Origin of the sequence: Neisseria sp. P0019.S002, assembly GCF_051957155.1 — a bacterium.
Taxonomy (GTDB): Bacteria; Pseudomonadota; Gammaproteobacteria; order Burkholderiales; family Neisseriaceae; genus Neisseria; species Neisseria perflava.
In genome coordinates this window covers 237054-262302 of record NZ_JBQCWS010000004.1, presented here as the reverse complement: position 1 = coordinate 262302, position 25249 = coordinate 237054, and the positions used below count along the sequence as shown (strand labels likewise).

The 25249-nt window shown below is 45.7% G+C and carries 24 protein-coding genes and 1 riboswitch; of the genes, 17 read left to right on the top strand and 7 right to left on the bottom strand.

The window, feature by feature from the left end; all coding sequences use genetic code 11:
- Positions 1-13 precede the first annotated feature (13 nt).
- Entirely contained in the window at positions 14-1075 is a 1062-nt protein-coding gene (locus tag ACTHTY_RS08430; protein ID WP_440367220.1) for a L,D-transpeptidase, read from the top strand.
- A 95-nt stretch (positions 1076-1170) separates the two neighbouring features.
- On the opposite strand, the gene queC is transcribed toward ACTHTY_RS08430, so the two are convergent.
- Positions 1171-1830 carry a 7-cyano-7-deazaguanine synthase QueC gene (gene queC / locus ACTHTY_RS08425; protein WP_440367219.1) on the bottom strand — a complete coding sequence of 220 codons (660 nt, stop codon included), beginning with the start codon at positions 1828-1830 and terminating at the stop codon, positions 1171-1173.
- Between the two features lie 3 nt (positions 1831-1833).
- A riboswitch (PreQ1 riboswitch) is annotated at positions 1834-1879 on the bottom strand.
- Between the two features lie 71 nt (positions 1880-1950).
- Between queC and ACTHTY_RS08420 the strand changes: the two genes are divergently transcribed.
- Positions 1951-2550, top strand: a complete 600-nt coding sequence (locus tag ACTHTY_RS08420; RefSeq protein ID WP_440345758.1) for a CDP-alcohol phosphatidyltransferase family protein — start codon at positions 1951-1953, stop codon at positions 2548-2550.
- 140 nt (positions 2551-2690) lie between these two features.
- On the opposite strand, the gene ACTHTY_RS08415 is transcribed toward ACTHTY_RS08420, so the two are convergent.
- Complete coding sequence (locus tag ACTHTY_RS08415; protein ID WP_440367218.1) at positions 2691-4553, bottom strand: Pycsar system effector family protein; 1863 nt, start codon at positions 4551-4553, stop codon at positions 2691-2693.
- Positions 4554-4718: 165 nt separating this feature from the next.
- Positions 4719-5003 (bottom strand): PepSY domain-containing protein, encoded by a 285-nt coding sequence (locus tag ACTHTY_RS08410; protein ID WP_107857300.1) that lies wholly within the window; start codon positions 5001-5003, stop codon positions 4719-4721.
- A gap of 231 nt (positions 5004-5234) precedes the next feature.
- On the opposite strand from ACTHTY_RS08410, the gene ACTHTY_RS08405 reads away from it, so the two are divergent.
- The 12 genes from ACTHTY_RS08405 (at position 5235) to ubiT (ending at position 18147) form a co-directional block, all read left to right on the top strand.
- Positions 5235-5987: a PP2C family protein-serine/threonine phosphatase gene (locus ACTHTY_RS08405; RefSeq protein ID WP_440367217.1), complete on the top strand. Its 753-nt coding sequence runs from the start codon at positions 5235-5237 to the stop codon at positions 5985-5987.
- A gap of 41 nt (positions 5988-6028) precedes the next feature.
- A complete protein-coding gene (locus ACTHTY_RS08400) occupies positions 6029-7423 on the top strand; it encodes a DUF262 domain-containing protein (protein ID WP_440367216.1) in 1395 nt (464 codons plus the stop codon).
- Positions 7410-9371, top strand: a complete 1962-nt coding sequence (locus tag ACTHTY_RS08395) for a DUF262 domain-containing protein (RefSeq protein ID WP_440367215.1) — start codon at positions 7410-7412, stop codon at positions 9369-9371. The genes ACTHTY_RS08400 and ACTHTY_RS08395 overlap by 14 nt, the downstream gene beginning before the upstream one ends.
- 113 nt (positions 9372-9484) lie before the next feature.
- Positions 9485-11227 (top strand): bifunctional alpha/beta hydrolase/class I SAM-dependent methyltransferase, encoded by a 1743-nt coding sequence (locus tag ACTHTY_RS08390; protein ID WP_440367213.1) that lies wholly within the window; start codon positions 9485-9487, stop codon positions 11225-11227.
- Positions 11228-11294: 67 nt separating this feature from the next.
- A complete protein-coding gene (locus tag ACTHTY_RS08385; RefSeq protein ID WP_440367211.1) occupies positions 11295-12581 on the top strand; it encodes a phosphatase PAP2/dual specificity phosphatase family protein in 1287 nt (428 codons plus the stop codon).
- A gap of 2 nt (positions 12582-12583) precedes the next feature.
- Complete coding sequence (locus tag ACTHTY_RS08380; protein WP_440367245.1) at positions 12584-12958, top strand: hypothetical protein; 375 nt, start codon at positions 12584-12586, stop codon at positions 12956-12958.
- A gap of 63 nt (positions 12959-13021) precedes the next feature.
- Positions 13022-13729 carry a lysophospholipid acyltransferase family protein gene (locus tag ACTHTY_RS08375; RefSeq protein ID WP_049329007.1) on the top strand — a complete coding sequence of 236 codons (708 nt, stop codon included), beginning with the start codon at positions 13022-13024 and terminating at the stop codon, positions 13727-13729.
- The gene (locus ACTHTY_RS08370; protein WP_315092974.1) at positions 13726-14715 is read left to right on the top strand and encodes a phosphatidate cytidylyltransferase; all 990 of its coding nucleotides are present in this window, start codon (positions 13726-13728) and stop codon (positions 14713-14715) included. The genes ACTHTY_RS08375 and ACTHTY_RS08370 overlap by 4 nt, the downstream gene beginning before the upstream one ends.
- A 108-nt stretch (positions 14716-14823) precedes the next feature.
- The gene (locus ACTHTY_RS08365) at positions 14824-15444 is read left to right on the top strand and encodes a DUF2238 domain-containing protein (RefSeq protein ID WP_315092972.1); all 621 of its coding nucleotides are present in this window, start codon (positions 14824-14826) and stop codon (positions 15442-15444) included.
- A gap of 334 nt (positions 15445-15778) precedes the next feature.
- Positions 15779-16786, top strand: a complete 1008-nt coding sequence (ubiU, locus tag ACTHTY_RS08360; protein WP_003748766.1) for a ubiquinone anaerobic biosynthesis protein UbiU — start codon at positions 15779-15781, stop codon at positions 16784-16786.
- Positions 16787-16796: 10 nt separating this feature from the next.
- On the top strand, positions 16797-17714 hold the full coding sequence (locus ACTHTY_RS08355) for a U32 family peptidase (RefSeq protein ID WP_440367210.1): 918 nt from the start codon (positions 16797-16799) through the stop codon (positions 17712-17714).
- Positions 17701-18147, top strand: a complete 447-nt coding sequence (gene ubiT / locus ACTHTY_RS08350; RefSeq protein ID WP_440367209.1) for a ubiquinone anaerobic biosynthesis accessory factor UbiT — start codon at positions 17701-17703, stop codon at positions 18145-18147. The genes ACTHTY_RS08355 and ubiT overlap by 14 nt, the downstream gene beginning before the upstream one ends.
- A gap of 150 nt (positions 18148-18297) precedes the next feature.
- Here the strand turns inward: ubiT and ccoP are convergent, their stop codons facing one another.
- Genes ccoP through ccoN form a run of 4 tightly spaced genes read right to left on the bottom strand, consistent with a single transcriptional unit; the run spans position 18298 to position 21915 of the window.
- Positions 18298-19644 (bottom strand): cytochrome-c oxidase, cbb3-type subunit III, encoded by a 1347-nt coding sequence (gene ccoP, locus ACTHTY_RS08345; RefSeq protein ID WP_094192900.1) that lies wholly within the window; start codon positions 19642-19644, stop codon positions 18298-18300.
- Entirely contained in the window at positions 19644-19841 is a 198-nt protein-coding gene (locus tag ACTHTY_RS08340; RefSeq protein ID WP_003748776.1) for a cbb3-type cytochrome oxidase subunit 3, read from the bottom strand. Before ACTHTY_RS08340 ends, ccoP begins: the two co-directional genes overlap by 1 nt.
- A gap of 4 nt (positions 19842-19845) precedes the next feature.
- A complete protein-coding gene (gene ccoO, locus ACTHTY_RS08335; protein WP_003748778.1) occupies positions 19846-20457 on the bottom strand; it encodes a cytochrome-c oxidase, cbb3-type subunit II in 612 nt (203 codons plus the stop codon).
- A gap of 24 nt (positions 20458-20481) precedes the next feature.
- A complete protein-coding gene (gene ccoN, locus ACTHTY_RS08330; protein WP_440367208.1) occupies positions 20482-21915 on the bottom strand; it encodes a cytochrome-c oxidase, cbb3-type subunit I in 1434 nt (477 codons plus the stop codon).
- A gap of 332 nt (positions 21916-22247) precedes the next feature.
- Between ccoN and ACTHTY_RS08325 the strand changes: the two genes are divergently transcribed.
- The 3 genes from ACTHTY_RS08325 (at position 22248) to ACTHTY_RS08315 (ending at position 25230) form a co-directional block, all read left to right on the top strand.
- A complete protein-coding gene (locus ACTHTY_RS08325; RefSeq protein WP_440367207.1) occupies positions 22248-23999 on the top strand; it encodes a M61 family metallopeptidase in 1752 nt (583 codons plus the stop codon).
- Between the two features lie 78 nt (positions 24000-24077).
- On the top strand, positions 24078-24518 hold the full coding sequence (locus ACTHTY_RS08320) for a TIGR01244 family sulfur transferase (protein WP_440367206.1): 441 nt from the start codon (positions 24078-24080) through the stop codon (positions 24516-24518).
- A 415-nt stretch (positions 24519-24933) separates the two neighbouring features.
- Entirely contained in the window at positions 24934-25230 is a 297-nt protein-coding gene (locus ACTHTY_RS08315) for a helix-turn-helix domain-containing protein (protein WP_003680870.1), read from the top strand.
- The last annotated feature ends 19 nt before the right edge of the window (positions 25231-25249 follow it).

Genomic DNA, 25249 nt, shown 5'->3' with positions numbered 1-25249 from the left:
CAAAAAAGACGACATGAAAAAAATACTGTTCGGCCTGACAGCCGCCCTTTTAACTTCAGCCGCTGCTGCAAACACACTTATTCCAGACGTCTCCCCCGCCTCTTCCGGACAACACGTCGTTATCAATATTACGCAACAGCGTTTGTTCCTCTACGACAACGGCAAACTGAGCAAAATTTATCCTGTTGCCGTCGGCAAAGCCATGACCCAAACCAATCTGGGCGAACATAAAATCGGCGCAAAAGCCTACAACCCGGTTTGGCATATCCCTAAATCCATTCAAAAAGAACGCAATGACGGCGTAAAAAGCGTACCGGCTGGCCCAAATAACCCGCTGGGCCCGGTATTTGTCCGTCTTGGCGACCCTAAATTAAGCCTTGGTATCCACGGCACCAATGCCCCTGCCAGCGTACCCGGCGTCCGCAGCCATGGTTGCGTGCGCATGAAATCGCCTGACGCATTGGAGTTCGCCAAAACCATCGCAACAGGTTCTCCTGCCTCCGTTATCTACCAAATGGCAAGCCTGAACGAAGATGCCAACCAAAACTTGTGGCTGGCTGCCTATCGTGACCCATACGACAAGAAAAACCTTGATACGGCTGCCCTGAAAAAAAGCATTGCCGCTTGGGCAAAAGCGCACGGTAAAACCATTCCTGCCGCGCGTGTGGATGCAATCCTGAAAGGACGCACCGGCGCAGCAAACTGCCTGACTTGCGCCAAAGGTGTAAAACTCAAATCTCCTTTGAAGTCTTTGGCATGGACCAGTGGCACGGATGCTTACAGCAAACCTAAAGTCATGCCGAAACCGGCTCCTGCTAAAGATGTGGTATTGCCTCAAGGCACTGAAATCGAAGTCGATGCTACCGACGATACAAACAAGGCAGCATCCGAACCGAAACAAAGCGTTCGTCCGACTCCGGTGAAACCGGCAAAACCTGCTGCCAAACCGGCAACCACTCCGACCGATGCTCCTGCTTCTGCACCTAAAGCCGCTTCCGAACCGGCTACTGCCCCTGCCTCTGCTCCTGTGAAAGATGCTCCGGCAAGCAGCGAACCGGCAGATTTGCTGTTCTAAGCAGAACAAAATACATAGCCAAAGGCCGTCTGAAATGAATTTTTCAGACGGCCTTTTCGTACAACTGGATATTGGAAATATATGCCCCTCTTAATTCAGATGGCCTTTTTACTTTCTAAATATTCTGACAAACCGCGCTCGCGCAAAATACAGCTCGGACATTCATGACAACCACCGACCACTCCGTGATAACAGGTATGCGTCTGCTCGCGAATATAATCCAACACACCCATTTCATCCGCCAATGCCCAAGTTTGCGCTTTGGTTAAATACATCAAGGGCGTGTGGATTTGAAAAGCGTAATCCATGGCCAGATTCAGCGTGACATTCATCGACTTGACGAACACATCGCGGCAGTCGGGATAACCGGAAAAATCGGTTTCGCACACGCCGGCAATGATATGGCGTATCCCCTGTCCTTTGGCGTAAATAGCGGCATAAAGCAAAAATAAAGCATTGCGTCCATCTACAAATGTATTGGGCAGGCCGTCTGAAGCTATTTCAATGGACGCCGTATCATCCATCAAGGCATTGTGTGTAATCTGTTGCATCAGGCTCAAATCGAGTACCGTCTGCTTTACGCCCAAATCTTGGGCAATCCAACGCGCTCGCTCCAATTCGATGGCGTGGCGTTGCCCATATTGAAAAGTGATGGCCTGCACATTTTCACGGCCATATGTTTGAATTGCCTGAATCAGGCAGGTTGTTGAATCTTGCCCGCCCGAAAAAATAACGAGGGATTGCTGTTTTTCCATTGTAAATTCCTAGTTTTGTTAACGCGGGAGGTTTGCGAACCGCGTGATTTGAAGATTGACGGATTATAACGGATTTCGTCTATAATCACGGCACTTCATTTTCTTTTATATAGCATAATTATGAGCATCTACGCCCTAAAACCAAAATTTCAAAACCTGTTGCGCCCCATTGTTAAGCGACTGTATCAAAAAGGTATTACTGCCAATCAGGTTACCCTGTTTGCCTGCGCCGTTTCCATTTTGATCGGTTTGCTTTTAGCATTGTTTGCAGGTGTATCCACATTATTCTGGCTTTTACCGATCTGGTTGTTTGTCCGTATGGCACTGAATGCGATGGACGGTATGTTGGCACGGGAGTTCGGCCAGCAATCGGCATTAGGCGGTTATTTGAATGAAATCACCGATATTGCCGCCGATGCTGCTTTGTATCTGCCTTTTGCCTTTATCGCACCCTTCGGCGGCGTGCAAATTGCCCTGTTTATTTGGCTGGCGGCAATGACTGAATTTTGTGGCGTTTTGGGACAAGTCCACGGCAACGGCCGTCGTTATGACGGGCCATTCGGCAAAAGCGATCGCGCATTCTTTATCGGCGCATTGGCAGTATGGTATGCAATTGCCGGCAGCTTCCATTCGCTTTTCTATATCCTTATGTGGCTGGCCTGCGCAGCATTGGTTTATACCTGCTACAAACGTGTCATCAATGGCTTGAAGGCCGTCTGAAACTTGTCCACGTTCTTGGGTTAATCATCGTTGATTAGAATATTCAAACCCATCACTCCGTTTTACTGAAAACAAAAAAGGCCGTCTGAAACCATAAACTATCGGTTTCAGACGGCCTTTTATCCATCAGCCAAGATAACTTACTGTTTACCCAGTTGACTGTAATCTACCAACATATACTTGGCAGTAATTTTCTGCGAAGCATTACCTTCATCGCCCATCAGAATCATTTGCGGCTTGCCGTTAACGGTAATCGAATCAACAGCTTCAACGTTGGTGATGTGTTGCAGATTAGGCAGAGAGATTTTTTGCGGTTCATCTGTCGGATTACCGCTCCAAGTCCACAGTTGTGAGAATTTCTGTCCATTCTCGTCCTTCACTTCATTGGCGATCACGTAGGTTTTCAACACAGGATCATAGTTGAGGGAACGGATACCGCCGCCATCAATATCAATCACCGCCACTTCATCAAACTCAGGCTTGGCATTGCGCTCAAATACATCTTTCGGATTGCTGATAAACGCGACCAAAGCCATGTTGTTGAACTCAGGATCACGGAAGCCCAAAACGAGACGTTTTTTCACCGGATCAAACGCCATGCCCTCAATATTGATTTCTTCAAAAGAAACTTCTGCCTTGGTTCGCTCGCGAATCAAATCATGCAGCTTGTGATCGGTTTCCAAAACTTGCGTCAGATTGTCGTAGCTGGTCAGCCCCAACACATTGCCGTCTTGGATTTTAAAGCGCATCAGGTGTTCGCGGTCAGGCGAGCGGTTGCCTTTACGGGTGCGCGAGTGTGAAGTCATCGCGTAGATAAAACCTTCATCGTCGCGAGCCAAAGCCTCCAAGTCGCTGAGACGGCGTTTGAAACCGGTAATCACGCGCGTATCCAATGCCTCGTCTTCCACAAACCTGCCGGTTTTATCAATGCTGATGATACTGAACGCATGGTTAGGTTCGTCTTCCGCAATCAGCAACTTGCCGTCCGGAAGCTGTTGTACGGCAGAAGGCTCAAATACGCCGTTAAACATATTGATACCCAGCGAACGCAACTCTGCCGCGTTGTTGGCCGGAGGCGTCAGTAATGACGGCAATGTTTTCACGCCGATAAACGCCACCAGTGAAGCCAGCAAGCCCCAGCGGAATACCGCGTAAGATAAGTTAATGTATTTGAACTGTTTATCCGCCAACAAACCAAGCCAGTAAAGATGGTCGCTCATCTTTTCATAGATTTGTTTACGGTCACCCATAATCTCCTGCATCATTTCCCAATATTGATCTTTTTGCAGCTTCACACGGTCTTCATAAATCAAAATATTGGGCTGGCTGCCGCCAAAAAAGCGCGTTTCGGTGCTGCTGAGGCGGGTTTTCAAATCCCGCAGTTTCGAACGGCCGTGGACAAAATCCTTCAACCATGTACGCGCCGCCTGCATTTTACCGATACGTTCCGGCGAAGCAGAAAGCAATGCAAACACGATAGACGCGGCGGCAGTAATCATAAAGGTACTCGCCGGAATCAAAAACTCGGGCGACGATGAAAAAATAAACGCACCCGAAATCATCAGTGCAGAAACAATAAAACCATTCAGCGAAATCATAATGTTCGCTTTGGTTGCCGCCAGCGCCAACAATTCCATCTCCGAGCGTACGGCGTTGCGGAACATGGTTTCCACGCCCTTATTCGTACCCAACAGATCAGACGCATTCAAATCCTCGGCTTTATTTTTTTTCTTCTTCGCCTTGTCTTTTTTACGTTTAGCTTTCTTCTCGTTTTTTTCAGACGGCATCTCAGGATGTTCAACTACATCCTGACCTTCTACTGCTTCCTGAATTTCTACCGCTTCAGCCACAACCTCAACTTCGTTTTCAACAACACCGTTTTGCTTGTGATCCCAAAAATCAACGTCCTGTTGGGATTCGGCAGCTGCGCCGTTGTTTAAAGGTTTTTCTTGGTCGCCCACCTGCTTCAGCTGACCATTTTCCTTCCAATCATTCAAACTCATATCATGACTCCCAACATCAAACACTTTGAATTAAATGGAAAATAAAAAGCATATTTAGTTCATTTATTTCAGGTAATTTACATGCTGTTTACATTCTTTAAATGCCTAAATAGCAAACTGTCGCAGGACCAAAAGCCCTGCGACAATCCACTTTATATCGAAATATTAATAATCGATGCGTTCTTTAATAATTTTCAAATCAGGGTAAGACAAAACAATGTCGTACTCACGACCATCTTTAAAAGCCTCGATATCCAACACAGGCTGGCCCCGACGGCTATCGGCTTCAACATCGTGAACTTGATAGCCGCGTTGTTCCAACATTTTTACGGCTTTAGCACGATTTTGCTCGAAGTTTTTGTCGCCGTAGATTTTGTGTTCGATATAATCGCTGGCACCGGCAGTAGCGGCAGACAAAGCAACGATGGCGGTCAATAAAAATTTTTTCATGTTTGATTTCCTTTTTAAATGTGTATTCGGGTTTCGATGGATGTATTAAAACATGACAAAATTAGCAGTTAATTAGTGCTTGGTTAAACGCAGTAAAGGCCGTCTGAAAACTGTTCAGACGTGCTTTAATCTTAATCATCAAATTTCAAACGTATTACCCAAGTGTAAATCCGGATGGTTAGAAAAAATGAAAAGCCTGCAATGAATATTCACCCAACAAACAGACAAATCATGAACAAATTTTGCGAAATCACCTTTTGTCAACAAATTGGCAGCAACAAACAACACAACCAAGATGCCCTTTTTAACGGCGAACAAGTGTTTCAATATAAACTCAAGACCGCTGAAACACGTCTTGAAACCCGTCCACGCTTTATCATCGGGATAGCCGACGGCATTTCCAATAGCAACCATCCCGAAAAATCCAGCAAATCCGCCATGCACCTATTAAGCCGTACAGCCAAACTCAGCCGTCAAACCATCAATCATATACAAGCCGCTTTATCTAAAGAGTTGGCGGAAGATTATTTTGGTTCCTCAACCACTTTTGTTGCCGCCGAAATCGACCAAACCACCGGCAAAACCAAAATCATCAGCGTAGGCGACAGTCGCGCCTATTTGATTGATACACAAGGAAAATGGAAGCAACTGACCCAAGATCACTCGATACTCTCCGAATTGCTGGATGGTTTGTTGGATAAAAAAGAAGAAGAGTTCGCCACCATATATGGCGGCGTTTCTTCTTATCTAGCAGCAGATTATTCCGAATTCCAAGACAAAATGTGTCATATCGAACTTACGCTTAAAGCAGGAGAAAGCCTGCTGCTTTGTTCAGACGGCCTAAGCGACGCTCTTTCAGAAGAAATAAGAGAAAAAATTTGGCAACAATATGATAACGATAAGTCCCGTCTGACTGTATTTCGTAAATTAATTGCGAAACAAAGAGTTTATGATGATATGTCGGTAGTAGTTTGCCGATTGTAGTCTATAATGTTTACCTATTTTTCATACTAAGGGGTATCTATATGAGCATAGAAAAAGCAGAAATACTCAAGATTGATGACATATTTAAATTAAATTTGAGTATCCCTAATTATCAAAGACCATACAAATGGACAATCAAAAATATACAACAATTAATCGATGACCTGCTCCAAAATTTTAGGGAGGGGAAAAAAATATACCGCATCGGAACAATTGTTTTAAATAAAAATAAAGATAAAGACTGTTCTGAAATAGTAGATGGCCAACAGCGGCTTATTACACTCTCGTTATTGCTTCATAAACTGGGGAAGGATGTGTCTCTTTTAAAGGAAAAACCGAATCATAGCATCAGCAAAAATAATATTACAACGAACTATAATTTTCTTAAAAACTATAATTTCACAAATGAATTTAAGGATTACCTCCTTAGCACGTGTGAAATGGTTTGTATTGAATTAAATGACTTAGATGAGGCTTTTCAATTTTTTGATTCACAAAATGCCAGAGGCAAACCTTTAGAATCTTATGACCTCTTAAAAGCCTATCATTTAAGAGACATGAGAGATAAAGACGAGCGGATTATTCACCAATGTGTCGAACGCTGGGAGAAATCTGCAATGTCTAATGATATAAATAATTTAGATAAAATTATCAATTATATCTTATTTAGACTTCGCCGCTGGCATTACAAAGAGAATGCAGAAATATTTACATCAGATGAATTAGATACATTTAAAGGCGTTCATGAAAAAGTTGATTATCCTTACTTACACGGAATATTAGCTACTCATACCATACAAAAATTATTACATGAAAATCCATTTTTATATGGATCAATATCAGCATTTCAGGCCGCACAAGTGTTAATCAATGGAAAATATTTCTTTGATTACATTGAACATTATACAGCCATCTATGAAAAACTATTCAAAGAAAAGGATGGATTGTTAGATAAAATTCATTCTATTAATGGAATTGATTTAGAAAAAGGAGTAATGGCTTTTTTAAACAATCATAAATACAGCTATCGAACTGGTGATAAATACATTAGAAATTTATTTGAATGTACCGTATTGTTCTACTTTGATAAATTTGGAGAAAGCCATTTTGAAGAATTTATAACAAAAGCTTTTCTATGGGCTTATCGTACTCGGGTAGAATCTCAGCGCATTACCTTTAAGACCATTGAAAATAAAGTTCATGATAAAGTTCATGATAAAGCTCATGATAAAGCTCATGATAAAGTTCATGATAAAGTTCATGATAAAGTTCATGATAAAGTTCATGATAAAGCTGGATTAATTTCTTATATTGAAAGATCCATCACACCCGAACAAGTCATGCGTTTTATTCAACAAACCGGAAAAGTCAATTTTTCAAAACATGTAGACCCTAAAATAAAAGAGATTTTGGAAATTAAAGATGAAAACAAATAATGATTACGTAAAAACATTAACCATAAATGAATTATTGAATAATAAAGACAGATATATTATTCCTATTTATCAACGTAATTACGCATGGGGAGATGATGAAATCAGCCTTCTTATTCAAGACCTATGGAATGCAAAAAATAAGAATAATTATTATATTGGCAGCTTAGTCATTTATAAAAGAGGAAATGGAGGTTTAGAAGTCATAGACGGACAACAACGATTGACCACACTGACTTTAATCATGCACTACTTAAAAATCATGCACTACTTAAAATCAGATACCTTTGTTAGAAATGTATCCTTTGAGCATAGAAATGACTCCAACGATGCCTTGGGAGATCTTGACTCCGACTCTATACCTGATGTTTTTAAAAATGCTTTAAAATCAATAAAAAAATATTGGGAAACAGATAGGACAAAAGAAGAGAGAATGAGTTTGGCAGAGTTCTTACAAGAAAACGTTAAAATTATTAGAACCGAAGTACCCGAAGACACCGACCTCAATCATTACTTTGAAATTATGAATACGCGGGGAGAGCAATTAGAAAAACATGAGATTATCAAGGCTGCTTTAATGGAGGTTTTAGACACAGATAGTGAACGCTCTATTTTCGCCAAAATTTGGGATGCGTGTTCTGACATGAGCCGATATGTTGTAATGGGAATCAACCAGTCACTTAGAGAAAATATTTTTGGCAAGAATTGGGAAAATACTATTCCAAAAAAATTTAATGAAATTATTGAGAATATTGCTGATACAGAAAAAACTCGACATTCAGATAACGGCTCCGCAAATGAAGAACAATCAATTCTTCAATTGATAACCGCCGATAATGGGGATATCCACTCCTCCCAAGAAAAACCAAACGGGCTTACAGATGGGCGTTTTAATTCCGTTATTGATTTTCCTAACTTTTTGATGCATATCTTGAAAATTTATCTAGAAAAATTTCCTACGGGCATTAACAAAACTACCTTTAAAAAGATTCCTCTGGATGAAAAAGAACTTTTGCATACTTTTCACAATGAAGACTGGAACAAAGAAAAGATTGTAAATTTCATAGATACATTGCTATCTTGTCGATATTTATTTGATAAATATATTATTAAGTCAAATTCACTACGTTCAGAAAATGAGCATTGGTCTTTATGGGAAATCAAAAAAGAAGAATCAAAGAATTATTACTATAAAAATGTTTTTGGTATCGACAATGGCGATTCCATTGATACTCAAGAAACCAATGATAAAACCAAGAATGCAATAATGTTGCTTTCTATGTTTCATGTTTCTAATCCATCCCGAATCTATAAAAACTGGCTATATGCTACATTGCGTTGGTTATTCGAGAATAAGAAAAGTATTACTCAAGAGACATATATTCAGTTTCTTGAAAATCTTTGTGATAAATTTTATTTTGAAAACAACTGCAATGGAAACAGGGATTTTATGAAAATTATCTTAAATGATAATTACACCATCTCTTCAGTACATAAGTCTTGGAATGATGGAGTAAACGTCCCAAATTTTGTATTTAATCGCTTGGATTATCAATTATGGAAATATCAAGACAAGGTAGAGGTCTTTTCAGCTATTGACCAATCTAAACAATCTATCTGGAAAAATTTTAGATTTAGTTTTAGAAGCTCGGTTGAGCACCATTACCCACAAAATCCCTCTCAAGATTTTGGCCTAGATAAATTAGATACAAATGTCTTAGATAATTTTGGCAATCTATATTTGTTATCTCAAAGTAAAAATTCCAGTTTCAGTAATAAACTTCCAGATTGGAAACGGCAGTATTACAAAGAAAAGGATACTTATGATAGCTTAAAACAAGCTATTATGATGAGTTACGAAAACTGGACAGAAAGCGAGATAAAAGATCATGAGAAAAAAATGCTAAAAATCTTAAATGAACCACTGACTGACTCATCGTATCGACCATAATCGGCACTTAACATATCTCCCCATCATTGCATTCGTCCGTCTATCGGATAATCATTGCATTTATTCGATATGTCATGATACTGTTCAAAAAATATGACTATTAGGAGTTTCTCATGTCCGAACAGCAAAAATACTTTTCTACCCAAGACGGTACTTCGCTTTTCTACCGCTATCGCCCTGCTGCCAATGGTTCTTCCGACAAAGCCATTGTACTGTTCCATCGCGGACATGAGCACTCCGGCCGGATGATGTTTGTGGCGGATGAGCTGGGTTTTGATGATTTTTCCTATTTCGCTTGGGACGCGCGTGGTCATGGTTACAGCCCCGGTGAACGCGGCGATAGTCCGAGTATTGGCACTTCGGTTTCAGACGTAGATGATTTTATCCGACACATCCAAAGCGAATACGGCATCAAACCTGAAAACATTTGCGTGATTGCGCAAAGTGTCGGCGCGGTATTGGTTTCTACTTGGTTGCACGATTACGCACCGAAAATCCGTTGCGCTGTATTGGCTTCGCCTGCGTTCAAAGTCAAACTCTATGTTCCGTTTGCCCGTACCGGTTTGAAACTCATGCAAAAATGGCGCGGCAATTTCTTTGTCAACAGCTACGTCAAAGCCCACTATCTGACCCACAATGTCGAACGTCAAAAAAGCTACGACAATGACCCGCTTATTGCCCGCGCCATTTCTGTGCGCATTCTGCTGGGTTTATATGAGGCGGCCGAACGTGTAGTCGCCGATGCACAAGCGATTACTACGCCTGTACAACTGTTGATTTCAGGCAGCGATTGGGTCGTTCATCACAAACCGCAACACGATTTCTACAATCGTTTGGGCAGCCATATTAAAGAGCGCCATATCCTGCCAGGTTTCTACCACGATACTTTAGGCGAGCAAGACCGTGAAATCGCGTTTGTAGAAATGCGCCGTTTTATCCGCGAGCGTTTCAATCAGCCTTTACAACAAGTCGATCTGACTCAAGCGCACTTATTTGGAGACAGCCGTCGTGAAGCTGACGAACTGGCTACGCCTTTGCCTGTTTGTACGCCTCGCAGCGCATTTTGGGCAATATATCGTGCCTCGCTCAAACTGGGTGCGCGCTGGAGTGAAGGCTTGAGAATCGGTCAAAAAACAGGTTTTGATTCAGGCAGCACGCTGGATTACGTCTACCGCAATCAACCGCAAGGCAGTAACGCTTTCGGTGTATGGGTGGACAAATACTATCTCAATGCCATCGGCTGGCGCGGCATCCGCCAACGCAAAGTCAATATCGGCAAAGCCATTCAGACGGCCTCAGCCAAACTGCGTGAAGCAGGGAAACCTGTACACGTTTTGGATATTGCATCCGGTCATGGCCGCTATGTATTGGATGCCCTGACTGCCGACACATTGCCTGATTCCGTGCGCTTGCGCGATTACAGCCCGATTAATGTCGAAGCCGGTCGCAAGCTGATTGCCGAGCGCGGCTTGCAAAACACGGTAACCTTCAATGAAGTCAATGCTTACGACTGCGCCAATTATCACGATTTGCAGCCGCGTCCAACGTTGGGCATCGTCTCCGGCCTGCACGAATTGTTTGCCGACAACGATTTGATTTTGAACTCACTCTACGGCTTCGGCGAAGCCATTGAAACTGGCGGCTACCTGATTTACACCGGCCAGCCGTGGCATCCGCAACTGGAAATGATTGCCCGCGCCCTGACCAGCCACAAAGCAGGCAGCCCAAACTGGGTAATGCGCCGCCGCAGTCAGCAGGAAATGGATCAGTTGGTTGAAAAAGCCGGTTTTGAAAAAATCCATCAATGGATAGACGAAGACGGTATTTTCACCGTGAGTCTAGCTGTGAAGAAATAATAAAATACAGGCCGTCTGAACATTTTTTTAACTTTCAGACGGCCTTATTTAAACCATGTACCTATCCATGAAACCCTCCCTCAAAACCTCCCTGCTCAAGCTGATTTCAGTCGGTATCCTGTTTTACACTAGCTACGGCTTCTCCAACCATTATGCGGCATCGCTGGACTATGTGCCTGAAATCGCTTTTGCATGGGAGAGCAATATTCCGTTTTGGGCATGGACGATTGTACCTTATTGGTCGCTGAACCTGATGTATGCCGCGGCATTTTTTCTTTGCCGTGATACACATGAACAAAACCGATATGTAGCGCACCTTGTAGCCGCCCAACTGATTGCGACTGTTTGCTTTGTGCTGTTTCCGCTGAGTTTCGGATGGCCCAAACCGCCCGCTGATGGGCTGTCAGGCTGGCTGTTTGATTCATTGGCTGCATTTGATTTGCCATACAACCAAGCGCCATCTTTGCATATCGCGCTGGCAATTATCGTAGGCGCATTTTATTGGACGCGCTTTCCAAAAATCCGCCTGCCGCTTTTCTTATGGCAAAGCCTGATTGCCTTGTCGGTACTGACGACTTATCAACATCATTTTATTGACGTGCCAACCGGAGCATTGCTCGGCTGGCTGGTGTTGTGGGCTTTCCCGCATCAGATAACTTCGCCGTTAAAACTGGGCTTGAGTGATGTACGCTCAAGAAAGATTGCGTTGTTATATTTGCTTGGTGCGTGTTTGACGGCGTTACCTGCGCTGCTGGGTGGCGCGTGGCTGTGGTTGATATGGATGAGCGTGTCTTTGCTGATGGTGGCTTTTGCCTATTTGACTGGAAATGCAAACGTATTCCAAAAACAGGCTAACGGTAAATTATCGGCGGCAGCGACGGTTTTGCTGTTGCCTTATCTGGTGGGCGTACGGCTAAACATGGCGTATTGGTTACGCGGTAAAGCGAAAACGGCACCAGTCCGCAATGATGTATGGATTGGCAGCGTTTTAGGGATTTCAAACCATCTGCCTACCGTATTGGATGTATGCGCCGAATATCCCTGCTGTAGCTATCAGGGAGAATATCGCGCTCTGCCTTTACTGGATATGGTAACGCCGTCTGAAAACGATTTGGTTCAGACGGCCTTGATATTGGAAACCTTGCGCCAAAACCACGGCAAAGTGCTGGTATGTTGCGCTTTGGGTTATGGAAGAAGTGCCGCAGTGGTGCTGACGTGGCTGCTAGCCTATGGTGGCTGCAAAGACTTGGCGCAAGCGAAGGCTGAACTCAAACAGGCTCGACCGCAAATGGTATTATCGCCGGCCACTGCCCAAGCAGTCGAAGCTGCGGCCAACCGTTTAAAACAAGGATAATGATGGACAACGCAACCGATAGCCGTATTACTGCCCACCTGCTATCTACCTCACATTATGTTGCCGCCTGCAACGCCTTGCTGCTCGCCTTGTCGGCAAAATATGGCGGTGCATGGTTTGCGGTACAACTTGTCTTGGCAGCGGTTTTGTTGTACTGCCATATTCGCGTTCACTTCGATCGCCGCGTGTTCCAAGACTTTGCCGACAACTGCTACTCTCCTGAAGACTTCGACCACGCCTTACAGCAAAACGGTTTGCGTCAAATTTCAGGCAGCCGTACTTTGACCCAACGGATAACCGGCGCACTTTCCCTATGGCGCAAAAGCTTATACCTGACCGCTGCACAATTTTTAATTTTGCTTATCCAAAGCATTTGATTATTTTGGCTGATTTACCAAAATCGAATCCTTAGCGGTATCTCACTTCAAAAGGCAGAAACAATGAAAAACTTCCTCAAAAAACAACTTGCCTGGCTGACCGACCAAGCCTTATGTCTGTCGGTCTCTTTCCTTACGGGCGTACGCCCTAAAAGCCCGCGCGAGCTGACATTCAATCAGCACCAAAAAGTCTATTACGCCAATCACGGCAGCCATGGCGATTTTGTGCTGGTGTGGATTTCCCTGCCACGTCGCTGGCGCTTGTCCACGCGCCCTGTCGCCGGTTCGGATTACTGGCTGACGAGCAAACTCAAACGCTTCATCATTCAAAACGTTTTCAATGCCTTGCTGATTCCGCGCCATAGCGATAATCCGCAAGCGATTACCGAACAGATGAAAGACGCGCTGAACGCAGGCGACTCTTTGATTATTTTCCCTGAAGGCACGCGTAATACTGACGACAACACCATCCTGCTGCCGTTCAAATCCGGCATTTATCATCTGGCGAAAAGCAAACCCAATACCGAATTTGTACCAATTTGGATTGACAACATCAGCCGCGTACTGCCCAAAGGTAAAATCCTGCCTATCCCGCTTTTGTGTGAAGTCCATATTGGACAACCGCTTACCTTGCAGGAAAACGAAGACAAAGACAGCTTTTTGACACGCAGCCGTGAAGCGCTGCTGGCACTCAGGCCGTCTGAAAACGACCGCAGCGAGCTTCGCCAAAATGAATCTGAAGTTCAGCAAAACAAAGGAGGACAAGCATGAGCCTTTCTACGACTTCCCAACAAATCATTGTCGAACAAGCCGCCGCTCATCTGACTCCGCAAGCCGGCTATATTTTTGTCGGCGTGTTTGCCGTATTGTGTTTTGCCAGCATCATCGGACAATGGCTCAAGCGCAAAAACGGCGCCGATAATGCCACCATCGCCAACCTCAACGCCCGCATTTACGCATGGTGGCTGATGACACTGGTGTTGCTGTGTGCGTTTTGGTTCGGCAAAATCGGAACGGTTGTACTGTTTTTCCTGATTTCATTTGCCGCACTGCGCGAATTCATGACCCTCGTCTATCGCCGCCGCAGCGACTATTACAGCATGGTGGTCTGCTTTTACCTGCTGCTGCCGGTGCAATACTATTTCGTCTATGACGGCTGGTACGGCATGTTCAGCATTTTTATTCCGGTTTACGGCTTTTTGATACTGCCGATTATTGCCAGCCTCAGCGGCCAAACCGCGCACTTTTTGGAACGCGCCGCCAAAACACAATGGATGGCGATGATTTGCATCTTCTGCCTGTCTCATGTTCCGGCGCTGATGTTTCTCGACTTGGACGGCTTTGACAACGGCAACAATATCCTGTTGCTGATTTTTCTGATTGGCGTGGTGCAAGTATCGGATGTGTTGCAATACGTTTGGGGCAAACTGATCGGCGGTGCAAAAATCATGCCCTCGCTTTCCCCATCCAAAACCATTTCCGGCACAGTCGGCGGTATTTTGTCGGCCACAGCCATTGCCGCGTTGATGGCGCCGATTACGCCTTTCTCCCACGGCCAAGCGGCCGTTATCGGCTTCATCGTCTGCCTGATGGGCTTCTTTGGCGGCCTGGTTATGTCTGCCATCAAACGTGATTACGGTGTCAAAGACTGGGGCAATATGATACGCGGACATGGCGGTATGCTTGACCGTGTGGATTCGATTTGTTTTGCCGCGCCCGTGTTTTTCCACATCACCCGTTATTTCTGGAACGGCTAAACTTCAGGCCGTCTGAAAACTATTTTTCAGACGGCCTTTAATATCCGAAACCGCCAATCCGCCGATTCGTTATACAATACGCAACTCTTGTTATTACATACACACAATATGAATAGACCCTCTCCAATTTTTCCCATTTTTCTTGCTACGATTATCTTCGCTCTCATTGTTTGGTCAGGTATCAATCCCCATGACCGCGCGGTCTGGTACGCCGAAATCATCCCCGTAGCATCCGTATTCTTCCTTCTGGTTGCCACTTACCGCATTTTCCGCTTCAGCAACTTGGCCTACTTATTCATGAGCTTCTGGCTGATCATGCACTCCATCGGTGCATACTATACTTTTGCCGATGTACCGTTTGAATCCATCAACCGCTTTGTCGAGCCGATTTTGGGCGAAAACCGCAATCATTACGACCGCATTGCCCACTATATCATCGGCTTTTATGCCTACCCGATGGCCGAATGGCTGCTGCGCCGCAAGCTATGTAATCTGCCGCTGGCCTTGTTTTTCTCCCTGTTCTTTATCATGAGCGTGGCTGCCGCCTATGAAATCATCGAATGGCAATATGCCGTTATCGACGGCGGAGAGGCCGGACTGGAGTTCTTGGGTTCTCAAGGCGATATTTGGGACGCGCAAAAAGACATGCTTGCCGATACTTTGGGCGCGTTAACCTCGCTGTTTATTTTTGTGTTTGCCCGACCCGATAAACGTTTGGGTTTCTCTTAAATACATCCCTTTAAAGCAAAAGGCCGTCTGAAACCAGATTTTCAGACGGCCTTTTTTCATTTTTTCATCGCCATTATTGTAAAAATTAATAAATGCGATAGTTAAAAACATAAGTCGATTTTGAAACAAAATCCGTCATCAAAATTTTTAAGCACATGAAATATATAAAAAACAACGTCTGTTAAGATTTTGTAAACAATATGCCTACGTCAACCTGAATTTTTCAATTTGATTTAAATCAGCATATCTTGTGTCATTAATCCATAAAATATCCGGAATTCTACAAAATATTGATTAACCCGATAGAGGTTATCATTAAAACGAGGAACACAAAATGCAGAAAATTCCAGAATTGGTCTGCCCCGCCGGCAACCTGCCTGCACTGAAAACCGCTGTGGACAACGGTGCGGACACGGTTTACATGGGTTTGAAAGATGCGACCAATGCACGAAACTTTCCGGGACTGAATTTCGATATGAAATCGGCGCGGGAAGGCGTAGCTTACGCCCATGCGCGCGGGCGCAATGTACTGATGGCCATCAATACATTCGCACAAGCCGGCCAAGTGGAGCGTTGGCACGCCGCTGTGGATACGGCGGCGGATTTGGGTGCCGATGCGATTATTGTTGCCGACCCCGCCATCATGGCGTATGCGGCAGACAAACATCCGAATTTACGCCTGCATATGTCAGTACAAGGTTCGGCCACCAATTACGAAGCCATCAATATGATGAAAGAGCTGTTCGGCATCCGTCGTGCCGTTTTGCCGCGCGTACTGACCATCGATCAGGTCAAACATGTAATTGACAATACTGATGTGGAAATTGAAGTCTTTGGCTTCGGCAGTTTGTGTGTGATGGTGGAAGGCCGTTGCATCTTGTCGAGCTATGCAACAGGCGAATCGCCCAATATGCAAGGTGTCTGCTCTCCGGCAAAATCCGTCCGCTGGGAACAACTGCCCGACCGCATGAACGTACGTCTAAACCAGGTATTGATAGACCAATACAAACCCAATGAACCGGCAGGTTATCCAACCTTGTGCAAAGGCCGCTTTGAAGTCAATGATGAAACTTACTATGCTTTGGAAGAACCGACCAGCCTGAATGTTTTGGAAATGTTGCCCGAACTCATCAAAATCGGTGTGTCCGCCATCAAAATCGAGGGACGCCAACGCAGTCCGATGTATACGGCGCAAGTAACCAAATCCCTGCGCCAAGCACTGGATGCAGCTGCAGCCGACCCATCGCATTTCAAAGTCAATCCGTCCTGGAACAATGCCTTGAGCAAAGTTTCGGAAGGTCATCAGACAACTTTGGGCGCATACAACCGCCCATGGAAATAAGGGGAAGAAAATGAATTCATTGAAATTGTCGCTGGGCCCTATTTTATTTTTCTGGCAAAAAGAAGCCCTGCTGGAATTTTACGTTTCCATGCTGGATACGCCGTTGGATACGGTCTATTTGGGTGAGGTAGTCTGCTCACGCCGTCAGAAAATGCGCTTTGCCGACTGGTTCGGACTGGCTGAAGACTTGGCGGAAAGCGGTAAGGAGATTATTCTTTCTTCACAAGTCCTGCTCGAAAGCGAATCCGATCTGAAACGCTTGCGCAAAATCACGGAGCAGGGAAAGTTTAAAGTTGAAGCCAACGACATGGGGGCGGTCAAATTGGCACGCGAACACGGCATTCCTTTTGTTGCCGGTGCAAGCCTGAATATCTACAACGAAACTACTTTGGACGTATTCCGAAAATTAGGGGCATTCCGCTGGATTGCACCGTCCGAGCTAAGCCGCGATAAGGTTGCCGAAATCATCAAGGCTTCAGACGGCATTGAAACTGAACTCTTCGCTTGGGGTAAAATGCCGCTTGCCTATTCATCACGTTGCTTTACCGCCCGCCATTACAATCTGAATAAAGACAGTTGCGAGTTCCGCTGCCTCGATCATGAGCACGGTATGGCCATGAATACGCGAGAAGGCCAGCCGTTTCTCACCATCAACGGCATCCAAACCATGTCTTACGGCTGCCAAAACCTACTGCCCCACCATGAAGACTTGAATAAAATCGGCGTGAATATGCTCAGACTGTCGCCACAAATGCACAGCATGGCTGAAATTATCCAAATTCACCGCGATGTATTGGACGGAAAAGCCACATGGGAAGATGTCTGCCCCGAGTTGGAACGACTGACTACCGGAACACTGGTTGACGGCTATTGGCGCGGTCAGCCCGGTATTGAAACCGTGAAGGAGGCATATTATGGCGCTGCCTGAAATCATATTACCCAAATGGATGGCAAAAATCGGTACCAAACTTCCCGGCAAACCTCCACGCTTTGTTTTGGTCTCCGTATTGAATACCATGCTGAAAAAAGGTTTACTGCCTGCCGATATGGAACTTTTTGCCGGAAGAAAATTCGAAATCGAAGTTTTGGATGCCGGTATCAAAGTGCGGTTTAGTGCCGATACGGAAAAATTCCTGGACGACAACTTCAGCGGCACCCCCGATCTGAGGCTGGCCGCCAACGGTATAGACTTCATGCGCATGATAATGCGCGAGGAAGATCCCGATACCTTATTTTTCAACCGTAAATTGCAAATCGAAGGCGATACGGAACTGGGGCTAATTACCAAAAACTTACTCGACAGCGTCGAGTGGCCTTTCAGCGAATGGTTCCTGAAACGCAGTACGTCCACTTTGGATTGATTAATTTTGGTTGAACCAAGAACAAAGGCCGTCTGAATGTTTCAGACGGCCTTATATATTTCACCTCTTTGATATGTCTTCTCTTATTGGTTTTATCAAATATAAAAAAGCGTACCTTGTTAGGTACGCTTTTTTCAATCCGACTCAAAATTAGAATTTTGCACCGGACTCATTTGCCATAAAGTCTACAGCCGCTTTAACCTCATCGTCACTCAAGCTGCTGTTGCCGCCTTTGGCAGGCATTGAATTAAAACCTTCAAGCGCGTGTTTGTGCAAAGTATCTTTACCTTGCTTAATTCGAGGAGCCCAGTCGTCTTTTTTACCGACAACAGGTGCGCCCGGAATCATACCGCCATGACATGTTTTACAGTTGGCTTCAAAAACAGCTTTGCCATCTACCTTAACCGGAGCTGCTTCTGCTTTTTCAGCAGGTTTGGCTTCAGCAGCCGGAGCAGCTTTAGCATCTGAAGCAGCTTTATCGGCAGCAGGAGCAGAAGCAGCCGCCGGAGCAGAAGCATCGGCAGGTTGAGCTACCGGAGCAGGCTCGGCTTTTTTAGCAGGAGCTTTTTTACCGTCTTTGTTGGACAAACCCCAAACATAAGCGGTCATGATGTGCAGCTTGTCTTTGTCAAGGAAGTGACCCCAAGCAGGCATTTGGCTGCTGCGGCCGTTGGTAATGGTTTCGGTAATCGCTTTTTGAGTACCGCCCCACAACCATACATCGTCGGTCAGATTCGGGCCGAGGCCTTGGATACCTTGACCTTTGTCGCCGTGACAAGTGAAACAGTTGGCAGGTGGGCCGCTAAACAGGGCTTTACCGCGTTCTGCACGTTCTTCGTCGTATTGACCTTTAGGTTTAGAAAGAGACATAACATACTGTGTTACGTTTTTCACGCCTTCTTCACCCAAAGCAGGACCCCATGCCGGCATAGAGGCAGTACGGCCTTTTTCAATGGTTTCCTGAATTTTTTCAGGTTCGCCACCCCACAACCAATCGTCGTCGGTCAAATTCGGGAAGCCTTTGGAGCCTTTGGCATCTGAGCCGTGACATTGGATACAGTAGGTATTGAAAAGGTTTTGTGCAATAGCACGGGCTTCAGGGTCTTTAGCCACTTTCTCAATCGGCATATTGGAAAATTTAGCATACACTTTACCGTATTGCTGATTGGCTTTGGCAACTTCTTCTTCATATTGACCATGGCTGCTCCAGCCCCACAGGCCTTTGTAATCGCCGATACCTGGATACATAATCAGGTAGCCGACGCCAAACAGCCATGTGCAGACATAAAGCCAAAACCACCAACGTGGCAGAGGGTTGTTGTACTCCGAAATGCCGTCCCACTCATGACCTGTGGTTTTTACTTCTTCGCCTTTTTTAGGGCGTTTCACAACGTTTTGCGAAAGCAGAAGCCAAGCCAGGCCGATGAAGCTGAGCACGACGATAACGGCAATATATATACTCCAGAAACTACTGGTAAATTGGGATGTTGTGTTCATTATTTTGCTCCGTGATCACGGACTGACTGAGCTTGATCGTCCTTTTCAGACGGTCTTTGTTCGTCATTATCGAAAATACTGCTGGCAGCATCGTCATAGTTTTTCTTATTGCGTCTATTGAACACAATATAGAGAACTAAAATAAAGCTGATAAATACCCAAACAGTAAAGAGCGAGCGAGCCCAGTTAGCGTCCATGATGTTACCTTACGTTTTTCAATGCCAAGCCCAAGCCTTGCAGATAGGCGATAACAGCGTCCAGCTCTGATTTGTTAGCCAGCATTTCAGGTGCTTTGGCAATTTCTTCATCGCTGTAAGGTGTACCCACTTTACGCAGGGCTTTCATATGCGCCACAGTTGCCTCGGCATCGACTTTATTGCGTGCGAGCCATGGGAATGCAGGCATATTGGACTCCGGCACAACGTCGCGCGGGTTCAGCAGGTGGATGCGGTGCCATTCATCGGAATAACGGCCGCCGACACGAGCCAAATCCGGACCGGTACGTTTAGAACCCCATTGGAACGGATGGTCATAAACAGACTCACCGGCAACAGAGTAATGACCGTAACGTTCAGTTTCTGCACGGAATGGACGAATCATTTGAGAGTGGCAGTTGTAGCAGCCTTCGCGCACATAAATATCGCGACCGGCTACTTGCAGGGCGTTATATGGTTTCACGCCAGGTGCAGGTTCGGTAACTGCCTTGGTGAAGAACAGCGGAACAGCCTCAATCAGAAGGCCGACGCTGACTACAAGCAGGGTAAATACAATCAGTACACCGACTTTTTCTTCAGCTAATTGTTGTAATTTCATTTTGGTAGCCTATCTTTCTTGTCATTAGTGGTGTTGAGTTTGAGAAACCGCAGGAATCTCAGCATCAACTGCTTTACCACTGATAGCAGTACGGTAAACGTTATATGCCATGATGCACATACCGCTCAGGTACAGAAGACCGCCGGTGAAACGAATCATGTAGTAAGGCATGGTACGTTTTACGGATTCAACGAAGGAATAAGTCAGCGTGCCGTCGTCATTCAAAGAACCCCACATCAGACCTTGCATTACGCCGGCAATCCACATTGCAGCGATATACAGAACCACGCCGATAGTCGCGATCCAGAAATGCGCCTCAACCAATTTGGTGCTGTACATTTCATTTTTGCCGAACAAGCGGGGAATCATATAGTAAACGGAACCGATGGTTACAAAGCCCACCCAGCCCAATGCGCCGGCGTGAACGTGTGCAACAGTCCAGTCGGTGTAGTGGCTCAGAGCGTTAACGGTTTTGATAGACATCATCGGACCTTCGAAGGTAGACATACCGTAGAAAGACAGAGAAACGATCAAGAATTTCAAAATCGGGTCGGTACGCAGTTTGTCCCATGCGCCGGACAGAGTCATGATACCGTTGATCATACCGCCCCAAGAAGGCGCAAACAGGATCAAAGACAATACCATACCCAAAGATTGAGTCCAGTCAGGCAATGCGGTGTAGTGCAAGTGGTGTGAACCAGCCCACATATAAGTGAAAATCAAAGCCCAGAAGTGGACGACGGACAAGCGGTAAGAGTAAATCGGACGGCCTGCTTGTTTAGGTACGAAATAGTACATCATGCCCAAGAAGCCGGCTGTCAGGAAAAAGCCCACCGCATTGTGGCCGTACCACCATTGAACCATCGCATCAATCGCACCTGCGTAAACCGGGTAAGATTTCATCAAACCGGCAGGGATGCTGATATTATTGACGATGTGCAACAGCGCAACGGCCAAGATAAAGCCGCCGTAGAACCAGTTGGCAACGTAAATATGTTTGATTTTACGTTTGGCAATCGTACCGAAGAATACGATAGCGTAGGCAACCCACACCAGCGTAAGCAAAATGTCGATAGGCCATTCCAACTCGGCGTATTCTTTACCTTGGGTGTAACCCATAGGCAAGCTGATAACCGCAGCCACAATGACAGCCTGCCAACCCCAGAAGGTAAATGCAGGCAACCAACCGCCAAACAGACGGGTATTACATGTACGTTGAACAACGTAGTATGATGTACCGATCAAACCGCAACCGCCGAATGCAAAAATAACCGCATTGGTGTGCAGAGGACGCAGGCGGCCGAAGTGGAACCAAGGTCCGATATTGGATAAATCGAGGGCCGGAGCAAAAAGCTGGGCAGCGACGATAACGCCGACCAACATGCCCACAATACCCCAAACTACAGTCATGATGGCGAACTGGCGCACCACTTTGTAGTTATAAGTTTGTGTGTCCATGGAAGTCTCCATAAATTATGGGTATAAAAAATTTTTATCTCACCTCAACCCTTACGTTTATGAAAAGCGCAATACGGCTAAGGCTCAAATTTTTCTAAATTTAACATAGACACCACAACATGCCAAGCAAAATTACATTCCATATTGCATAAAACTTTTAGTGAGACATAAATTCATTTCTTTTATAATCAATAAATTATTAAAACATACGCATTAAATCGGACATGGTATTTTTTCAAGCCCCCTTTTTCATACAGTTTTATTGATATAGATTAAGCCCACCCCTTAAACCCCCTTATTCTTAATAAACTTTAGCAAATTAACCAATAGTTATGATTAATTACAAAATCACCCCCAATTTCCTGTCTCATGAATGGCACATCACCTTATCATTCACTCAAACCAATGATTCAGAAACAGAAATCAGCTTACCCAATTGGGTTCCCGGCAGCTATCTCATCCGTGACTTTGCCCGCCACATCACACATATCAGCGCGCGCTGCAACGGCAAAGCTCAGCCGCTGACACAAACCAGCAAAAACCATTGGCAAACCCCGGCCCTCAGTGGAGCGTGGGAAATTTACTACACTGTTTACGCATTCGACTTATCAGTTCGCGGATCATTCCTCAGTACCGAGCGCGGCTTTTTCGACGGCGCATGCCTCTTCTTAAAAGTACACGGACAAGAACAACAACCACACCAAGTCGAATTTCCTACCCTGCCGCACACATGGCAGATAGCCACAACCCTGCCACAAATTTCGGCGACCACTTTTCAGACGGCCTCATATGCCGAACTTATTGATCACCCCGTTGAAACAGGCATCATCGAATTTCTCGAATTTGAAGCAAAAGGCATCCCCCACCGTATTGCATTAAGCGGCATCTACCCCGATTTTGACCGAGCCCGCTTCCTCGCCGATATTCAAAAAATCTGCGAAACCGAGTTAGCGATGTTCCCATCCCCTGCCCCGTTTACCGAATACCTTTTCTTACTACATCTGGGCGACAACCTCTACGGTGGGCTGGAACACATCAGCAGCACCGCCCTACTCGCCGACCGCCACAGTCTGCCATCTTACGATATGGGCGAAGCCGACAAAGCCTATACCGAATTACTCGGCCTCTTCTCCCATGAATACTTCCACGCATGGAACGTCAAATCCATCAAACCTGCCGTCTTCGTACCTTACAATCTCGACCAAGAAAACTATACCGAGCAACTTTGGGCATTTGAAGGCATTACCTCCTACTACGACGACCTCTTTCTTGCCAGAAGCCGAACCATCAGTCCCGAAGCCTACCTTACCCTACTTGCACAAAGCATCACACGCGTCCAGCAGACACAAGGCCGTCTGAAACAAACACTTGCCAAATCCAGTTTCAGCGCATGGGACAAGTTCTACAAACAAGACGAAAACAGCCCCAACGCCATCGTCAGCTACTATCAAAAAGGCGCACTGGCCGCACTTTGCCTCGATCTCATCATCCGTGAAAAAAGCCAGGGTAAATACACCCTCGATAGCGTGATGCAGCAACACTATCGCGACTGGTGCAACACCCATCAAGGCATACCCGAAAAACACTGGCAAACCCGTTGCCAAGAAATAACCGGTTTAGATTTAGAAACCTTCTTTCAGACAGCCTTATACAGCACCGAAGACCTTTCACTCGCAGAATGTCTGCAAAGCGTAGGTATCAAACTTGACTTTATCCCCCTACCCCGCCAACACGGAGGAGCATTTGCAAGCGAACCCCAATCGGTTGCTCCAGCCAACGATTTAGGTGCACGTTTTAAACAAAACAGCGACCATGCCGTCCTGACTCATGTATTCAATGGCGGCAGCGCAGAAAATGCCGGACTCTGCCCGCAAGACAAAATCATCGCCTTAGGCGGCTACGCCTGCAACGACCTTGCAGCACAGTGGAGCAAACTGCCTATCGGCACACGCACCACCATCCATTTCTTCCGCCAAGGCCTGCTGCGCGAGACCAGCATCACCGTCCAAGCAGCAGAAGCCAATACCGCCCTGCTGCACATTACCGATCGCCAAAAACTCGAAAACTGGTTGTACAATCATTAAATAAAACTTCAAACGGCCTGCCACTTCCTAGGCCGTCTGAAATCAACATATCCATTTAATATAAAGAAAGGAAAAACGATGCCCATCCGTCAACTGACCGACTCTCTCTATATTGCCCCACAATTGACCGAAGCCGATGTCCAAGAAGCCGTACGCCTCGGTATCCAAACCGTCATCTGCAACCGCCCAGACGGCGAAGAAGAAAACCAACCGGCTTTTGCAGAAGTGCAAAACTGGTTTAAAGAGGCCGGCATCAACCAATTCTCACACCAGCCCGTTGTTGCGCCTCAAATCAACGCAACCGATGTTGCAGCCTTCCAAAATCTATTGCAACAATCTCCGGCTCCTATTCTTGCCTTCTGCCGCACCGGCACTCGCTGTTCCCTGCTTTGGGGTTATCATCAAGTGCAGCACGGCGCATCCGTAGCCGAAGTGGTTGCCGCAGCCGAACAGGCAGGCGTTAACCTCAGCAACTTTGAAGCCCGCCTGCAAGAAGCCAAAGATAAAGGTTTGGCTTAATACCTAATTTATATAATAGCCCTTAAAACCATCAGGCCGTCTGAAACCGATTATTCAGACGGCCTGATGGCCTTAGCTTATTTTTAATTTATTTCCACTATCTTGGAGATATATTTTCTAAATTAAAACAGAATTGACCTGTATCAATACCCCAATCCTATTTTCATTTATAATGCCTTCCAATGATTCAGGGCCATGCCCGAATCTTCCAGTTTCCTCGATAAGAGCCAGCTCTCTTATTAAATGATTTTTCTTTCCTCTTGATGTGTGTGTGTTTGGGTGTGGCTGAGTGCCACCCCCTTTTTTTATACCTACCCTCTTGAAGGCCGTCTGAAACTTTCAGACGGCCTTTTCTTTCCCCTAGCAAAAATAGTATAAAATCCCCTTATCGTTCAAACCACAAACCCCAAACACCATGGTCAACAAACTCACTCCCCCTCCCAGCCTGCCCGATCCGCAAGACCTCCGCGCCGTTATCGCCTACAACATGCGCCTCTATCGCGTTAACCACGGCTGGTCGCAAGAAGAACTCGCACGCCAATGCGGACTTGACCGTACCTACGTCTCCGCCGTCGAGCGCAAACGCTGGAACATCGCCCTTTCCAACATCGAAAAAATCGCATCCGCGCTTAAAATCGCCCCTTATAAACTCCTCCTTCCGCCGCAAGAAATGCTCCGCCAAATGACCGAGCCTGCCGATACCCAAGCCTAATTCACAGCCAGATACCATC

Excerpts from the sequence above, each read along its gene's own strand:
- ACTHTY_RS08430 (WP_440367220.1), top strand. The coding sequence starts at position 14 with ATGAAAAAAATACTGTTCGGCCTGACAGCCGCCCTTTTAACTTCAGCC.
- ccoN (WP_440367208.1), bottom strand. The coding sequence starts at position 21,915 with ATGGACACACAAACTTATAACTACAAAGTGGTGCGCCAGTTCGCCATC.
- ACTHTY_RS08380 (WP_440367245.1), top strand. The coding sequence starts at position 12,584 with ATGGACAACGCAACCGATAGCCGTATTACTGCCCACCTGCTATCTACC.
- ACTHTY_RS08390 (WP_440367213.1), top strand. The coding sequence starts at position 9,485 with ATGTCCGAACAGCAAAAATACTTTTCTACCCAAGACGGTACTTCGCTT.
- ACTHTY_RS08410 (WP_107857300.1), bottom strand. The coding sequence starts at position 5,003 with ATGAAAAAATTTTTATTGACCGCCATCGTTGCTTTGTCTGCCGCTACT.
- ACTHTY_RS08395 (WP_440367215.1), top strand. The coding sequence starts at position 7,410 with ATGAAAACAAATAATGATTACGTAAAAACATTAACCATAAATGAATTA.
- ccoO (WP_003748778.1), bottom strand. The coding sequence starts at position 20,457 with ATGAAATTACAACAATTAGCTGAAGAAAAAGTCGGTGTACTGATTGTA.
- ACTHTY_RS08340 (WP_003748776.1), bottom strand. The coding sequence starts at position 19,841 with ATGGACGCTAACTGGGCTCGCTCGCTCTTTACTGTTTGGGTATTTATC.
- ACTHTY_RS08355 (WP_440367210.1), top strand. The coding sequence starts at position 16,797 with ATGAATTCATTGAAATTGTCGCTGGGCCCTATTTTATTTTTCTGGCAA.
- ACTHTY_RS08365 (WP_315092972.1), top strand. The coding sequence starts at position 14,824 with ATGAATAGACCCTCTCCAATTTTTCCCATTTTTCTTGCTACGATTATC.
- ACTHTY_RS08320 (WP_440367206.1), top strand. The coding sequence starts at position 24,078 with ATGCCCATCCGTCAACTGACCGACTCTCTCTATATTGCCCCACAATTG.
- ubiU (WP_003748766.1), top strand. The coding sequence starts at position 15,779 with ATGCAGAAAATTCCAGAATTGGTCTGCCCCGCCGGCAACCTGCCTGCA.
- ccoP (WP_094192900.1), bottom strand. The coding sequence starts at position 19,644 with ATGAACACAACATCCCAATTTACCAGTAGTTTCTGGAGTATATATATT.
- ACTHTY_RS08375 (WP_049329007.1), top strand. The coding sequence starts at position 13,022 with ATGAAAAACTTCCTCAAAAAACAACTTGCCTGGCTGACCGACCAAGCC.
- ACTHTY_RS08420 (WP_440345758.1), top strand. The coding sequence starts at position 1,951 with ATGAGCATCTACGCCCTAAAACCAAAATTTCAAAACCTGTTGCGCCCC.
- ACTHTY_RS08405 (WP_440367217.1), top strand. The coding sequence starts at position 5,235 with ATGAACAAATTTTGCGAAATCACCTTTTGTCAACAAATTGGCAGCAAC.
- queC (WP_440367219.1), bottom strand. The coding sequence starts at position 1,830 with ATGGAAAAACAGCAATCCCTCGTTATTTTTTCGGGCGGGCAAGATTCA.
- ACTHTY_RS08315 (WP_003680870.1), top strand. The coding sequence starts at position 24,934 with ATGGTCAACAAACTCACTCCCCCTCCCAGCCTGCCCGATCCGCAAGAC.
- ACTHTY_RS08400 (WP_440367216.1), top strand. The coding sequence starts at position 6,029 with ATGAGCATAGAAAAAGCAGAAATACTCAAGATTGATGACATATTTAAA.
- ACTHTY_RS08385 (WP_440367211.1), top strand. The coding sequence starts at position 11,295 with ATGAAACCCTCCCTCAAAACCTCCCTGCTCAAGCTGATTTCAGTCGGT.
- ubiT (WP_440367209.1), top strand. The coding sequence starts at position 17,701 with ATGGCGCTGCCTGAAATCATATTACCCAAATGGATGGCAAAAATCGGT.
- ACTHTY_RS08325 (WP_440367207.1), top strand. The coding sequence starts at position 22,248 with ATGATTAATTACAAAATCACCCCCAATTTCCTGTCTCATGAATGGCAC.
- ACTHTY_RS08370 (WP_315092974.1), top strand. The coding sequence starts at position 13,726 with ATGAGCCTTTCTACGACTTCCCAACAAATCATTGTCGAACAAGCCGCC.
- ACTHTY_RS08415 (WP_440367218.1), bottom strand. The coding sequence starts at position 4,553 with ATGAGTTTGAATGATTGGAAGGAAAATGGTCAGCTGAAGCAGGTGGGC.